10 protein-coding genes are annotated in these 14,740 nt (G+C 68.2%); 5 read left to right on the top strand and 5 right to left on the bottom strand.

What is annotated here, in order from left to right; all coding sequences use genetic code 11:
- The 5 genes from B1790_RS23515 to B1790_RS34775 all read left to right on the top strand — a co-directional run.
- A partial coding sequence (locus tag B1790_RS23515; protein ID WP_079925701.1) for a cytochrome ubiquinol oxidase subunit I occupies nt 1-1,092 on the top strand: 1,092 nt, incomplete at its 5' end.
- 25 nt (nt 1,093-1,117) lie between these two features.
- Nucleotides 1,118-2,158, top strand: coding sequence for a cytochrome d ubiquinol oxidase subunit II (cydB, locus tag B1790_RS23510; RefSeq protein WP_079925700.1), 1,041 nt, complete (start codon nt 1,118-1,120; stop codon nt 2,156-2,158).
- Complete coding sequence (cydD, locus tag B1790_RS23505) at nt 2,155-3,753, top strand: thiol reductant ABC exporter subunit CydD (RefSeq protein WP_079925699.1); 1,599 nt, start codon at nt 2,155-2,157, stop codon at nt 3,751-3,753. The genes cydB and cydD overlap by 4 nt, the downstream gene beginning before the upstream one ends.
- The gene (locus B1790_RS23500; protein WP_079925698.1) at nt 3,740-5,248 is read left to right on the top strand and encodes an ATP-binding cassette domain-containing protein; all 1,509 of its coding nucleotides are present in this window, start codon (nt 3,740-3,742) and stop codon (nt 5,246-5,248) included. The genes cydD and B1790_RS23500 overlap by 14 nt, the downstream gene beginning before the upstream one ends.
- Nucleotides 5,245-5,640, top strand: a complete 396-nt coding sequence (locus B1790_RS34775) for a DUF4190 domain-containing protein (protein WP_158083871.1) — start codon at nt 5,245-5,247, stop codon at nt 5,638-5,640. The genes B1790_RS23500 and B1790_RS34775 overlap by 4 nt, the downstream gene beginning before the upstream one ends.
- On the opposite strand, the gene B1790_RS23490 is transcribed toward B1790_RS34775, so the two are convergent.
- From B1790_RS23490 to B1790_RS23470, 5 genes are all read right to left on the bottom strand, one after another.
- Nucleotides 5,609-6,478: an acyl-CoA thioesterase II gene (locus B1790_RS23490; RefSeq protein ID WP_056547836.1), complete on the bottom strand. Its 870-nt coding sequence runs from the start codon at nt 6,476-6,478 to the stop codon at nt 5,609-5,611. The genes B1790_RS34775 and B1790_RS23490 overlap by 32 nt on opposite strands.
- Before the next feature lie 21 nt (nt 6,479-6,499).
- Nucleotides 6,500-7,918, bottom strand: coding sequence for a pyruvate kinase (gene pyk, locus B1790_RS23485; protein WP_079925697.1), 1,419 nt, complete (start codon nt 7,916-7,918; stop codon nt 6,500-6,502).
- 38 nt (nt 7,919-7,956) lie between these two features.
- Complete coding sequence (locus B1790_RS23480) at nt 7,957-9,459, bottom strand: glutamate synthase subunit beta (protein WP_079925696.1); 1,503 nt, start codon at nt 9,457-9,459, stop codon at nt 7,957-7,959.
- Nucleotides 9,452-14,008: a glutamate synthase large subunit gene (gene gltB / locus B1790_RS23475; RefSeq protein ID WP_079925695.1), complete on the bottom strand. Its 4,557-nt coding sequence runs from the start codon at nt 14,006-14,008 to the stop codon at nt 9,452-9,454. The genes B1790_RS23480 and gltB overlap by 8 nt, the downstream gene beginning before the upstream one ends.
- Before the next feature lie 81 nt (nt 14,009-14,089).
- Nucleotides 14,090-14,503 (bottom strand): DUF2752 domain-containing protein, encoded by a 414-nt coding sequence (locus tag B1790_RS23470; protein WP_079925694.1) that lies wholly within the window; start codon nt 14,501-14,503, stop codon nt 14,090-14,092.
- Between the last annotated feature and the right edge of the window lie 237 nt (nt 14,504-14,740).

The following is a 14,740-nucleotide window of genomic DNA, read 5'->3' as shown; positions in this document are numbered from 1 at the left end:
CTACCCCGACTCGTCCACCTCGCCTGCATCTGGATCGTCGCGATCGCGGTCAACGCGTCGGCGTTCTTCATCATCGCCGCCAACTCCTGGATGCAACACCCCGTTGGCGCCCGCTTCAACCCTGAGACCGGCCGCGCCGAACTGACCAGCATCGTCGCCCTGTTCACCAACAACACTGCCACTGCGGCGTTTTCGCACGCGGTCTTCGGCGCCTTCCTCACCGCGGGAACCTTCGTCGCGGGCGTGTGCTCCTGGTGGCTGGTGCGGGGCCGCGACACCGATGAGGCACGCACGATGTACCGGCCGGCCACCATCCTCGGCTGCCTGGTGACTCTCGCCGCGGCGGGCGGACTGTTCCTGACCGGCGACGCCCAGGGCAAGCTCATGTTTCAGCAGCAGCCCATGAAGATGGCGTCGGCGGAATCGTTGTGCCACACCGAGACCGACCCCGACTTCTCGATCCTCACCGTCGGCACCCACAACAACTGCGACGCCGTCGACCACGTCATCGAGGTGCCCTACGTCCTGCCCTTCCTCGCCGAAGGCCGCTTCGACGGGGTCACGTTGGAGGGCGTGAAGGATTTGCAGGAAAGGTACGAGGCGACCTACGGGCCCGGTGACTACCGACCCAACCTCTTCGTGACGTACTGGTCGTTCCGCGCGATGATCGGATTGCTCGCCGTCCCAGTGCTCTTCGCGATGGTCGCCCTCTGGTCGACTCGCCGCGGACGTCTCCCCCGCCAGCGGTGGTTCGCCACGTTCGCCCTCCTGACGCTGCCGACACCGTTCCTGGCCAACAGTGCCGGCTGGGTGTTCACCGAGATGGGCAGACAGCCGTGGGTGGTGGTGCCCAACCCCACCGGCGACCAGATGATCCGCCTGACGGTCGGCGAGGGCGTCTCGGTTCACTCCGCAGGCATGGTGTTCCTTTCACTTACCGTGTTCACGCTTCTCTACGCCGCGCTTGCCTGCATCTGGTTCTGGTTGATCCGGCGCTACGTCGTCGAGGGCCCCCTGGAGCACGACGCCGAACCGGCGCCGCCCACGCCACCCGGGGACGCCGACGTCGCACCGTTGTCGTTCGCGTACTGACTCGTTCGTGTACTGAGAGGCCGACATGGAACTGCAGGACTTCTGGTTCATGGCACTGGCGGCACTGTTCGTCGGATTCCTTCTGCTCGAGGGCTTCGACTTCGGCGTCGGAATGTTGATGGAGTTCTTCGCGCGCCGCGCTCCCGACGGCCTGAGTGAGCCCCACCGACGCGCGGTGCTCAACACCATCGGCCCGGTCTGGGACGGCAACGAGGTCTGGCTGATCACCGCGGGCGGGGCGATGTTCGCGGCGTTCCCAGAGATGTACGCGACGGTGTTCTCGGGCTTGTACCTGCCGCTGCTGGCCATCCTGGTCTCGATGATCGTCCGCATCTGCGCCATCGAGTGGCGTGGCAAGGTCGACGACCCCAAGTGGCGCAGGTGGGCCGACGTCGCCATCGCCGTCGGCTCCTGGCTGCCCGCCGTGCTGTGGGGTGTCACGTTCGCCCTGCTCGTGCACGGGCTTCCGGTCAACGCGGACAAGCAGATCGAGCTGTCCGTCACCGACCTGCTCAACCCGTTCGTGCTTCTCGGCGGGCTCGCCACCGCGGGACTGTTCGCGTTTCACGGTGCGGTCTTCGTCGCCCTCAAGACCGAGGGTGCGGTGCGCGACGACGCGGTGTTCTTCGCGGCCCGGTTGGCCATTCCCGTGACGCTGGTGGTCGGGGTGTTCGGCGCGTGGACCCAGCTGTCCTACGGCAAGGACTGGACGTGGCTGGTGTTGGGGGTCGCCGTCGTCGCGCAGATCACCGCCGTCATGCTGGTGTGGAGCCGCGGGGGTGACGGCTGGGCCTTCGCCTGCACGGCAACCGTCGTCGTCGCGGTGGTGGTGCTGCTGTTCGGCTCGCTCTACCCGAACCTGGTGCCCTCGACGCTGAACCCGGCGTGGAGCCTCGACATCCACAACGCCTCGTCGTCGCCGTACACGCTGACCGTCATGTCGTGGGCGGCGCTGATCTTCGCGCCACTGGTGATCGGCTACCAGGGGTGGACGTATTGGGTGTTCCGCCAACGCATCTCCGCCGACCGGATTCCGGCGTCGATTGGCTTGAGTCCCAAACGATGAGCCGCCACCTGGTGGCGACGACGAGCTGCGGAGTGGTCATCACCGGCTCGGCGATCGCCGGCGCGGTGGTCCTGGCCCATCTGCTGGCAGGTCTGATCACCGACCCGAACACCCGAACCTTCAACCACTGGTCGGTGTCCCTGTGGGTTCTGGTGGCGCTCTGGACCATTCGGGCGGTCGCGCAGTGGGCGCAGGCTCGAGTCAGTCAACGCGGCGCCACCGAGGCGATCGCCGACCTCAACCGCGAGGTCCTCGCCTTCGTCACCGCCCTCCCACCGCGCGAGCTGGCGGCGCGCCACGACGACGCAGTAGCCCTGACCACCAGGGGCCTCGACGCGTTGCGCCCGTACTACACCCGCTACCTGCCCGCGCTGGTCCAGGCCGCCGTGCTCACTCCCGCCGCGGTGGTGACGATGGCGTGGTACGACGTGCAGGCGGCCGTCGTCGTCTTGATTGCGCTTCCTCTGGTTCCGCTGTTCATGGTGCTCATCGGTCTGGTCACTGCCGACCGTTCCGCCGCGGCCATGACGGCCATGACCGTTCTGCATTCCCGGCTGCTGGACCTCATCACCGGCATCCCCACCCTGCGGGCCCTTGGCCGCGCCGACGGCCCCGAGCGTCGCATCTCCGAACTCGCCGAGGCGCACCGCCGTTCGACCATGGCAACGCTGCGCATTACCTTCCTGTCTTCGCTGGTGTTGGAACTGATCGCCACCCTCGGCGTGGCACTGGTCGCCGTCAGCGTCGGGTTGCGACTGGTCTACGGCGAAGTCGAGCTGGCCGCGGGGCTGACGGTGCTGCTGCTGGCCCCAGAAGTCTTCTGGCCGTTGCGCCGGGTCGGCGCGGAGTTTCACGCCGCACAGGACGGGCGGACGGCCAAGGCGAAGGCCGCCGCGCTGCTCGAGGGTGCCGTGATCCGGCCCGAGGGAAGGCGCCCGCCGACGGGCACCACGATCCACCTTCGCGACGTCAGCGTGACCGCGAGGAACGGCGATGCGCCACACCGGTTGTCGGCCGACGTCGTCCCGGGGTCGATCACGGTCCTGACCGGGCCGAACGGGGCGGGCAAGTCCACCGCATTGCACGCCATCCTGGGTCTCGTCGCGCCGACGTCGGGTCACGTGCGGGTCGGCGACGACGACGTCACCGATCTGGACCTCCGGCAATGGTGGAACCTCGTCGCCTGGCTGCCGCAACGGCCGGCGCTGGTCCCGGGCACCGTGCTCGAGAACCTCGAACTACTCGGGCCCATCGCCGACGTCGACGACGCCTGCCGCAGAGCCGGTTTCGACGACGTCGTCGCCGCACTCCCGAACGGGCTGGCCACCGTCATCGGCCGGGACGGCACCGGGCTGTCGCTGGGCCAGCGTCAAAGACTCGGCCTTGCCCGGGCGTTCGGTGCCCGGCGGCCCATCCTCCTGCTCGACGAACCGACGGCCCATCTCGACGAAGAGCGCGAACGGTTCGTCCTCCAGTCGATCCGGGACGTCGCACACGAGGGCGCCGCCGTACTGGTCGTCGGCCACCGAGACGCGGTCCGCGCCGTCGGCGACCACCTCGTCACCGTCGGAGGTGAGACCCATGCCGTCGCGTGACCCCCTGCTCTCGGGGTTCGCGCTGCTGCGCCCCCGCCTTCGGCGCCTGGCGATGGCCACGACGTTCGGCGTGCTGGCCCTCGGCAGCGCGCTGGCGCTCGCGGGCGTCTCCGCTTGGCTCATCGCCAGGGCCTGGCAGATGCCGCCGATCCTGGACCTGTCCGTTGCGGTCGTCGCCGTGCGGGCCCTCGGCATCTCCCGGGGTGTCCTCGGCTACTGCGAGCGACTTGCGTCCCACGACACGGCCCTGCGCGCTGCCGGCACCGCGCGGGCCGGGCTGTACCGTGCCTTGGCCCACGGGCCGGCCGACACCGTGATGCGACTTCCGGAGGGAGACATCGCTTCCCGCGTTGGCGACTCGGTCGACGAATTGTCCGACGTCCTGGTCCGCGCCGTGCTCCCGATGGCCGTGGCCGCGATCCTCTCGGGGGCCTCCGTCGTCGCCGTCGCGCTCATCTCACCGACCGTCGCCGCCGTGCTGTTGGCCTGTCTTCTGGTGGCCGGCGTCGTCGCCCCGTGGCTGTCCGCCAGGGCTGCCGCCTCCGCCGAAATTGTTGCCGTACAGCACCATTCGGGCCGGGACACCGCGACGATGCTGGCGGTCGACCACGCCCCAGAACTTCGGGTGGCCGGCCGTCTCGACGAGGTCGTCGCCGACGCCTCCCGCCGGCAACGAGAGTGGGGAGCCGCCGCCGACCGCGCGGCAGTGCCCGCCGCCTTCGGCGCGGCAGCGCCCATCGCCGCGACGGCCGTCAGCGTGCTCGCCGCCGTCCTGGTCGCGATCACCCTCGCACCCCAGGTGGCACCCACCACGCTGGCGATCCTCGTACTGCTGCCCCTCTCGGCGTTCGAGGCGACCGCGGCACTTCCCGCGGCCGCCGTCCAACTCACCAGGGCCCGCATCGCGGCCAGGCGCCTACTCGACCTGACCGCCCCCGACCCAGCCGCGAGGAGCCGACCCGCCCTCCGGACGCCCAACCTTCAGGCGGGCGACCGGGTCGCCGTCGTCGGCGACAGTGGGAGCGGTAAGACGACGACCCTGATGGCGATCGCCGCCGAGCACCAAAACCCCTTCACCGCAGGCTTCTTCCCCGAGGACGCGCATCTGTTCGACACGACCGTCCGCGACAACCTGCTGGTGGCCCGCGGCGACGCCACCGACGACGAGCTGCAAACCGCCCTGTACGCCGTCGGCTTGGGTGACTGGGTGGACGGCCTTCCCGACGGGTTGGCCACGATCCTCACCGGTGGGGCGGCGGCGGTCTCCGCCGGGCAGCGACGGCGCCTGCTGCTCGCCCGTGCGCTCCTCTGCGACCTGCCCGTCATCCTGCTCGACGAGCCGACCGAACACCTCGACGCCGCCGACGCCGACCGGCTCCTGCGCGAACTGCTGGCACCCGACGGGCTCTTCGACCCCACCCGCACCGTCGTCGTCGCCACACATCACCTGCCCCGCGGTGTGACCTGCCCGGTGCTCTACCCTCGGCAGACATGACGGGCCCCAGAAACGGAACAGGCACCGCCGCGCTCGCCGTCGCGGTTGCCGGCGTGGTCCTGTGCTGGTCGGTCGTCGGCGGCATCGCCTGCGGTGTGGTCGCCGTCGTCCTCGGCCTGGTCGGCCGCGGTCGCGCGAAGCGCAACGAGGCCGACAACGGTGCCGTGGCGGCCGCGGGAATGGCGCTCGGCGTGGTCGCGGCCGTCGCCTCGGTGGCTTTCGCCGTCGTCTGGGCGTTCGCGTGGCGCGACTCCGGCGGCGCCGACTACCTGGACTGCGTGACCAAGGCAGGCAACGACCAGGCCGCGGCGAAGGCCTGTACTGACAAGTGGCTCAACGACGTTCAGGGACGCTTCGACATCAGTCCGAAGCCGACCCGGGGAAGTACTTGACGATCCCCTCCTGGACCACGGTGGCCAGGACCTGGCCGTCGCGGTCGAAGAAGTGACCGTTGCCGAGCCCGCGGGACTCCGCTGCCACGGGTGACGTCGTCGAGTACAGCACCCACTCGTCGAAGCGCACCGGACGGTGAAACCACACCGAGTGGTTCATCGTGACGGCGAAGATGCGGTCGAAACCCCACGACAACCCGTGCGTGGTGATGATGGAGTCCAGCACCGTGGTGTCCGACGAATAGACCAGGGCGGCGGCATGGATCACCGGGTCGTCGGGCATCGGGCCCCGCGCCGTCAGCCACACCCTGTTGTGGGCGAGCTGCTCCCCCTTGCCCCGCATCACCCACGCGGGATCGTTGGTGTAGCGCCATTCGATCGGTTTCAGCGCCGCCACGAAGAGCGGCACCGTCTCCTCGAAACCGACCAGCAGGTCCTCGATGCTCGGCACCGACAGGGGCTCGGGAACCTCAGGTGCCACGACCCCGTGCTCGAGGCCGCGACCACCGGCCAGATGCGACACCAGGGCCGAGGCCAACAGCACGTCACCCTGTCGCACGTCGACACGGCGATTGGCGAACCGACGCTCGTCGCGCAGTCGCACGACGTGAAACTCGAGGTCGCGTTCCGGGTCGCCGCCCGCGATGAAGTGGACCGACAGTGCGCTCGGCGGCAGATCGTGTTTCAGCGTGCGGCTGGCCGCGACGAAGGCCTGCGCCATCATCTGCCCGCCGAACGTCCGGATCGGGTTCTTGCTGGGGTGTGAACCGGTGAACAGATCGTCGTCGACGCGGTTCAGGTCCAGAACGGCCAGCAGCTCTTCGAGATCGGAAGTCACTGCTGGCCGTTCCTCCTGGCGCTAGTGGTCGTCCTCGCCGATTCGGTGGACGTGAATCATGTTGGTCGAGCCTACTGTGCCGGGAGGGGCGCCAGCGACGATGACCACGAGGTCACCCCGCTTGTACCGGCCCAGCGCCAGCAGGGACTCGTCGACCTGACGGATCATGCCGTCGGTGGTCTGGATGTGGGGAACGATGAACGTCTCGGTGCCCCAGGTCAGCGCGAGCTGGCTGCGGACCTCGGGCAGAGGCGTGAACGCCAGCAACGGCAGCGGGGTGTGCAGCCGAGCGAGCCGCTTGAGCGTGTCACCGGATTGGGTGAACGCGACCAACGCCTTCGCGTCGAGCCGTTCACCGATGTCGCGGGCGGCGTAGGAGATCACGCCGCGCTTGGTGCGGGGCACGTGGGTCAGCGGCGGGGCGGCGGTCGAGTTCTCCTCGACCGCGGTGATGATGCGGGCCATCGTCTTGACGGCCTCGAGCGGGTACTTGCCCACCGAGGTCTCACCCGACAGCATCACGGCGTCGGCGCCGTCCAACACGGCGTTGGCCACGTCGGATGCCTCGGCGCGCGTCGGGCGGGAGTTCTCGATCATCGACTCGAGCATCTGCGTTGCGACGATGACGGGCTTGGCGTTCTCGCGCGCCATCTGAATGGTGCGCTTCTGCACCAGCGGCACTTCCTCCAGCGGCAGCTCGACGCCTAGGTCACCGCGGGCGACCATGATGGCGTCGAACGCCAGCACGATGGCCTCGAGGTTCTCGATCGCCTCGGGCTTCTCCAGCTTCGCGATCACCGGCACCCGGCGACCCATCTGGTCCATTATTTCGTGGACCAGCTCGATGTCGGCGGGCGAGCGGACGAACGACAACGCGACCAGGTCGACGCCCAGGCTCATCGCGAACTTGAGGTCGTCGATGTCCTTCTCCGACATCGCAGGCACCGAGACGTTCATGCCGGGAAGTGACAGGCCCTTGTTGTTGCTGATCTTGCCGCCCTCGGTGACGATGCACACGACGTCGTTGCCGTCGATCTCGCTGACGGTCAGGCCGATGTTGCCGTCGTCGACCAGCAGGCGGTCGCCGACGGCCGCGTCCTTGGCGAGCTCCTTGTAGGTGGTCGACACCCGGTCGTGGGTGCCCTCGATCTCGTCGACGGTGATTCGCACGGTCTCACCGGCGACCCACACCGTCGGTCCGTCGGCGAACCGGCCGAGCCGGATCTTGGGGCCCTGCAGGTCGGCGAGGATGCCCACCGCCCGCCCTGTCGAGTCGGAGGCTGCGCGAACCCGTTTGTAGGCGATTTCGTGGTCGGCATGGTCACCGTGGCTGAAATTCAGCCGCGCGACATCCATGCCCACCTCGACGAGCGCCTTGATCTGCTCCTCCGAAGAGGATGCCGGGCCCAACGTACAGACGATCTTTCCGCGTCTAGTCACGTTGACTCAATATAGTCGTGATCGATTCAGATGACGATTCAGACGGCGGCTAGCGGGAGCGCACCCGGCCTGACCGGGGCCGGAAGATCCGACTCACCCATCAGGAATGCGTCCACGGCGTGCGCCGCGCTGCGTCCCTCGGCGATCGCCCACACGATCAGCGACGCGCCGCGGTGGGCGTCGCCGCACACGAAGACCCCCGGCGCGTCGGTCTGCCAATCCGACCCACACGACAGCGCGCCGCGGCCGTTGAGCTGCAGGCCGAGCTCGTCGAGCAGTGCCATGTGCTCAACGCCTTCGAACCCGATCGCCAACAGCGCGAGCTCGCAGGGCAACTCGATCTCCGCGCCCACCGGGGTGATCTGGCGCCGGCCGTCGGCGCCGCGTTCAACCTTGACCTCCGCGATCACCATCGACTTCAGGCGGCCGTCGTCGTCGCCGACGAACCGCTGAACCGCGACCTCGTACCGGCGTGCGCCGCCCTCGGCGTGCGCGGGAGACGTCCGCAGCACCAACGGCCACGTCGGCCACGGCGAGCGGGTGTCGTCGCGTTGCTCAGGCGGCTCCGCGTTGTAGTCCAATTGCGTGACCGACGCCGCCCCCTGTCGGTGGGCGGTCCCAAGGCAGTCCGCCCCGGTGTCTCCCCCGCCGATGATCACGACGTGCTTGCCCACCGCCGAGATGGGCGACGGTCCGTCGCCCTCGCATTCCCTGTTCGCGGGCACCAGGTGTTCCATCGCGAGGTGCACACCGGCGAGCTCACGGCCTTCGACCTGGTTGTCCCGCGACCGCAACGCGCCGACGGCCAGCACCACCGCGTCGTGCTGGCGTCGCAGCCGTACGACGGACAGGTCGACGCCGACCTCGCAGTCGGTGACGAAACGCGTTCCCTCGGCCCGCATCTGCGCCAGCCTCTGGTCGAGCCCCGACTTCTCCAGCTTGTATTCCGGGATGCCGTAGCGAAGCAATCCCCCGATGCGATCGTCACGCTCGTACACCGTGACGTTGTGGCCCGCGCGGGTGAGTTGTTGGGCGGCAGCCAGTCCCGCCGGTCCGGAGCCGACGACGGCGACCCCCTTGCCCGTCGAGATGGCCGCCGGTTGCGGCTCGACGGTGCCGTCCATCCACGCCTGGTCCACGATCGACTGCTCGATGCGCTTGATCGTCACCGCACCGCCGGTCTGGTCCTCGGCGATCGACAGCACGCACGCCGACTCGCACGGCGCCGGACAGAGTCGGCCGGTGAACTCCGGGAAGTTGTTGGTCGCGTGGAGGCGGTCGCTGGCTGCGTCCCAGCGGCCACGCCGAACCAGGTCGTTCCACTCCGGAATCAGATTCCCGAGCGGACAGCCCGCAGATCCGGAGTGGCAGAACGGGATTCCGCAGTCCATGCAACGTCGAGCCTGCTGTGAGACCTCGCCCGCACGCTGGTGCGGATCCTGGCGCTCGTACACCTCGTGCCAGTCCCCGACCCGCTCGTCGACCGGCCGCTTGGCCGCCTCGACCTTCGGCACCTTCAGGAACCCGGTGGGATCAGCCACGTGTCGCCTCCATGATCGCGGTGTTCACGTCTCGGCCCTCCGCCTTGGCCATCCGCGTGGCGAACCGCACCTTCTCGTAGTCGGTTGGCATGATCTTGGTGAATTGGGCACTGCGCCTCGGCCAATCGGACAACAGTGATCGCGCCACCGTGCTGCCGGTGTAACCCTCGTACCGTGCAACGACGTCGTGCAGCCAGGTCAGGTCTTCGGCTTCGAGGCGCTGCAGCAGCACCATGTCGGGGTTGACCTTCGCGGGGTCAAGACCCAGCACGTAGGCGATGCCGCCCGACATGCCGGCCGCCATGTTGCGACCCGTCGGGCCCAGCACCACGACGCGCCCGCCGGTCATGTACTCACACGCGTGGTCGCCGACGCCCTCGACCACGGCCAACGCGCCGGAGTTCCTCGCGCAGAAGCGTTCCCCGACCCGGCCGCGGAGGAACACCTCACCCGACGTCGCGCCGAAGAGCAGGGTGTTGCCTGCGATCACGTTGTCCTCGGGCAGGAACAACACGTCGTCGTCGGGCCTGACGACGACACGACCGCCCGAAAGTCCCTTGCCCACGTAGTCGTTGGCGTCACCGATGAGGTCCAGCGTGATGCCAGGCGGCAGGAAGGCCCCGATCGACTGGCCCGCCGAGCCGGTGAGCGTGATGTGAATGGTGTCGTCGGGCAACCCCTGGGCACCGTAGCGGCGGGTCACCTCGGAACCGAGAAGGGTGCCCACCGTGCGGTTGACGTTGCGGATCGGGAGCTCGAGCCGCACGGGATGCGCGTCCTCGAGCGCCCCCTCGGCCAGCGCGATGATCGTCTGGTCGAGGGCATGTTCCAGGGCGTGGTCCTGCTCACGGAGCTTGCGCCGCTGCGTCAGTTTGGCACCATGCGCGTCCGTGGGCACCGCGAAGATCGGCGACAGGTCGAGGCCCTGACTCTTCCAGTGCGCGATTCCCGGTGCGGTGTCCAGTGTCTCGGCCTGCCCGACGGCTTCGTCGATGCTGCGGAACCCGAGCTCCGCCAGATACTTTCGGATGTCCTCGGCGATGAACCTGAAGAAGTTCTCCACGAACTCGGGCTTGCCGTTGAACCGGGCCCGCAGCTCGGGGTTCTGGGTCGCCACCCCGACGGGGCACGTGTCGAGGTGACAGACACGCATCATGATGCAGCCCGCCACCACCAACGGCGCCGTCGCGAAGCCGTACTCCTCGGCGCCGAGCAACATCGCCACCATGACGTCGCGCGCCGTGCGCATCCCGCCGTCACACTGCACGGTGATCCGGTCCCGCAGCCCGTTCAGGACGAGCGTCTGCTGGGTGTCGGCCAGTCCGATCTCCCACGGCGCGCCGGCGTGCTTGAGCGACGTCAGAGGAGCGGCACCGGTGCCACCGTCGTACCCGGAGATCAGCACGACGTCGGCGTGCGCCTTGGACACACCCGCGGCCACGGTGCCCACCCCGACCGAGCTGACGAGCTTGACGTGAATCCGCGCCTGCGAGTTGGCGTTCTTCAGATCGTGGATGAGCTGGGCGAGGTCTTCGATCGAGTAGATGTCGTGATGCGGCGGGGGTGAGATCAGCCCGACACCCGGAGTCGAGTGACGGGTCTTGGCGATGTTCGGGTACACCTTGTAGCCCGGAAGTTGACCGCCCTCACCGGGTTTGGCGCCCTGGGCCATCTTGATCTGGATGTCGGTGGCGTTGACCAGGTAGTCGCTGGTCACGCCGAAGCGGCCGGACGCGACTTGTTTGACAGCGCTGCGCCGCCGCGGGTCGTACAGCCGGTCTCGATCTTCGCCGCCTTCGCCGCTGTTGGACCGGCCACCGAGCGCGTTCATGGCGATCGCCATCGTCTCGTGGGCCTCGGCGGAGATCGAGCCGTAGCTCATCGCACCGGTGTTGAAGCGGGTGACGATCGACTCGACGGACTCCACCTCGTCGAGCGGCACGGGCTCCCGAAGCCCCTTCTTGAACTGGAACAGGCCGCGCAACGCGCCACCGTCGCGCGCCAACCGGTCGACTTCGTCGGAGTACTGCCGGAATACCTCGTGCTTGCCCGTCCGCGTCGAATGTTGAAGCAGGAAGACGACTTCCGGGGTGAACAGGTGCAGCTCCCCTTCGCGGCGGAACGCATACTCCCCGCCGACCTCGAGGCGGCGGTGCACCCGTTCGGTGGGGTTCTCGGGATAGGCCCTGCGGTGTCGCAGTTTCACCTCTTCGGCGATGACGTCGAGACCGACGCCGCCGAGCTGACTCGGGGTGCCGGTGAGGTACTCGTCGATCACCTCGCGGTTCAGCCCGATCGCCTCGAACGCCTGCGCACCCGTATAGGACGCGACGGTCGAGATGCCCATCTTGCTCATCACCTTCATCACGCCCTTGCCGAGCGCCTTGAGGTAGTTGCGGACGGCCGTCGTCGGTTCGACTCCGGTGAGCTCGCCCTCGCGGATCAGGTCCTCGATGGATTCGAAGGCCAGGTACGGATTCACCGCGGCCGCACCGAAACCGATCAGCATGGCGATGTGGTGAACCTCGCGGGCGTCACCGCTTTCGACCACCAGGGCGACGGTCGTGCGCTCCTTGGTGCGGACCAGGTGGTGATGCACGGCCGACACCGCCAGCAACGACGGGATCGGTGCCTTGGTGTGGTCGGAGTCCCGGTCGGAGATGACGAGCGTCCGGTAGCCCTTCTTGATGGCCTCGCAGGCTCTGATGCGCAGGTCCTCGAGCGCGTCGACCAATCCTTCGCCGCCGCGCTCGACGTCGTAGAGCGCGCGAAGGACCTTGGTCTTGAGGCCCGGGTGCTCGCCGTCGGCGTTGATGTGGACGATCTTGTTGAGTTCGTCGTTGTCCAAGACCGGCCACTTCAGCCCGATCTGACGACAGGACGCAGCCGTCGGATCGAGGAGGTTGTGCTCGGGTCCCATCACCCGCGACATCGAGGTGACGATCTCCTCGCGGATGGCGTCCAGCGGCGGGTTGGTCACCTGAGCGAACAGCTCGACGAAGTAGTCGTAGAGCAGCCGGGAGCGCTGCGACAGCACCGCGGCCGGCGTGTCGGTTCCCATGGAGCCCAACGGTTCTGCCCCCGAGGCCGCCATCGGCGTGAGCATGATCCGCAGCTCCTCCTCGGTGTAGCCGAAGGAGATTTGCCGCCGGACCACCGAGTCGTGATTGGGCTGCACCCGAATCCGTTCCGGCAGCGTCGCGAGATCCAGCAGGCCCGAATGCAGCCACTCGTCGTAGGGCTCCGCGTCGGACAGCCCCTGCTTGATCTCGTCGTCGGAGACGATGCGGGCGGCGGCGGTGTCGATCAGGAACATCTTTCCGGGCTCGAGTCGTCCCCTCGCCACGATCTGGGACGACGGGACGTCCAGCACGCCGCTCTCGCTGGCGAGGATGATCCGGTCGTCGAGGGTCCGCCACCACCGCCCGGGACGTAAACCGTTGCGGTCCAACACGGCACCGACGACGGTGCCGTCGGTGAAGGTCACGCAGGCCGGCCCGTCCCACGGTTCCATGAGGGAGGCGTGAAATTGCCAGAACGCCCGCCGCGCGGGGTCCATGTCGACGTTGTTCTCCCACGCCTCGGGGATCATCATCAGGACGGCATGCGGCAGGCTGCGGCCGCCGAGGTGCAGCAGCTCGAGGACCTGGTCGAAGGACGCCGAATCCGAGGCCTCGGCCGTGCAGATCGGCGACAGCCGTGCCAGGTCGCCCGGGATCTGGGCGCTCGCCAGCATCGCTTCCCGGGCGTGCATGCGGTTGCGGTTGCCGCGAACGGTGTTGATCTCGCCGTTGTGTGCGACGAACCGGAAGGGGTGCGCGAGCGGCCACGACGGGAACGTGTTGGTCGAGAAGCGGCTGTGCACGATGGCGATGGCGCTCTTGCAGCGCTCGTCGCGAAGGTCTGAAAAGAACTGCGGCAGTTGCATCGTCGTCAGCATGCCCTTGTACGCAATGGTCCGGCTCGAGAGCGAGGCGAAGTACACCTCCCCCTGTTCGGCGAGTTTGCGAACCGGGTACACGCGGCGGTCCAGGTCGACGCCGCCGGGCCTGCTGCCGTTGCGCTCGGGTGCGGCGAGGAATAGCTGCGCCATGAACGGCATGCATCCCAGGGCCGTCACACCGATGTCGGCGCCCTCGGGGTCGACCGGAACCGTGCGCCAGCCAAGGACTTCCAGTCCCTCGTCGACGACGATCGACTCGATTCGATGCCGCTCGGCGTCGCGGGCAACGGTGCCTTGCGGGAGGAAGCAGATTCCCGTGGCAAAGGTGTTGGCGCCGTTGGACGTTGGCGCCGGGAGGTTGAAGTCGACGACCTCGGCGAAGAGCTCGACGGGCAGTTGCAGGAGGATTCCGGCACCGTCACCGCTGTTGGGTTCAGCGCCAGCTGCGCCACGGTGTTCGAGGTGCTCCAACGCGGTCAATCCGTCGGCGACGATCGAATGCGACCGGCGGCCCTTGATGTCGGTGACCATCGCTACGCCGCAGGAGTCGGCCTCGTTCTCCGGATCGTAGAGACCCTGGGCTCTTGGCAACGCCGAGAACAACACTCGTAGCACCTCCGCAGTCCGGAAACATTTGGCAGGGACTGCGACGGCCCTCGGCGCGAGTATATCAGCGGCGCTGCGAAGCTACCCGCCAATAAACGTCGGGACCAGCGGGAACCCGGGCAGGTTGCGGACGACCGTCCAGGCCACCGTCGCGAGGACCACGACGACTATTGCGGCGGTGGGCATCAACTTCCTGCCGCTCCGCCAGCGCAGAACCAGCCACAGTGCGAGCAGGGGAAGGGCGACGAGCATGAAGACGTTGTCGGTGACCGCCGCGGCGAGGTCGCCATTCAGCACGTCGTGGGTCATCCGAATCCCGCCGCAGCCGGGGCAGTTCCATCCGGTCAGCAGACGGAAGGGGCACGGGGGGAAACCGAAGCCCGACACATGCGGATCCCGCAGGCCGATGTAGGCGAGCGCGCCGGTGAGGGCCGCCGCGCTGCCGACGGCGGCGTGGGGCGGAATTCTTCGGCGGGTCGTATCGCTGGGTTGCATGTCCAAACCAGCATGCCTGATCGCAGCGCCTGCCGTCACCCCCGTTGGCTCGCCATCTCCGATTAGCATGTGGCTCCGACATATTCGGGCCGATCGGTGCAGTTGTGCACAGTTGCCGATTCATCCCCAGATCGCGCTGGACGTCTTTTCCTCGCCTCCGTCCGCACCTAGAGTCGAATGCATGTTCGAGTCATTGGTGGCCACCACGGCCGGTACCTCGGGTGCCGGTGCGGTGGA

The organism is Mycobacterium sp. AT1 (assembly GCF_002043095.1).
Classification (GTDB): domain Bacteria; phylum Actinomycetota; class Actinomycetes; order Mycobacteriales; family Mycobacteriaceae; genus Mycobacterium.
The sequence above is the reverse complement of the archived record's forward strand: the minus strand, read 5'-3'. Positions and strand labels throughout refer to the sequence as shown.

What these genes read in the sequence shown, in the direction of transcription:
- cydB (WP_079925700.1), top strand. Translation starts at nt 1,118, where the DNA reads ATGGAACTGCAGGACTTCTGGTTCATGGCACTGGCGGCACTGTTCGTC.
- cydD (WP_079925699.1), top strand. Translation starts at nt 2,155, where the DNA reads ATGAGCCGCCACCTGGTGGCGACGACGAGCTGCGGAGTGGTCATCACC.
- B1790_RS23500 (WP_079925698.1), top strand. Translation starts at nt 3,740, where the DNA reads ATGCCGTCGCGTGACCCCCTGCTCTCGGGGTTCGCGCTGCTGCGCCCC.
- B1790_RS34775 (WP_158083871.1), top strand. Translation starts at nt 5,245, where the DNA reads ATGACGGGCCCCAGAAACGGAACAGGCACCGCCGCGCTCGCCGTCGCG.
- B1790_RS23470 (WP_079925694.1), bottom strand. Translation starts at nt 14,503, where the DNA reads ATGCAACCCAGCGATACGACCCGCCGAAGAATTCCGCCCCACGCCGCC.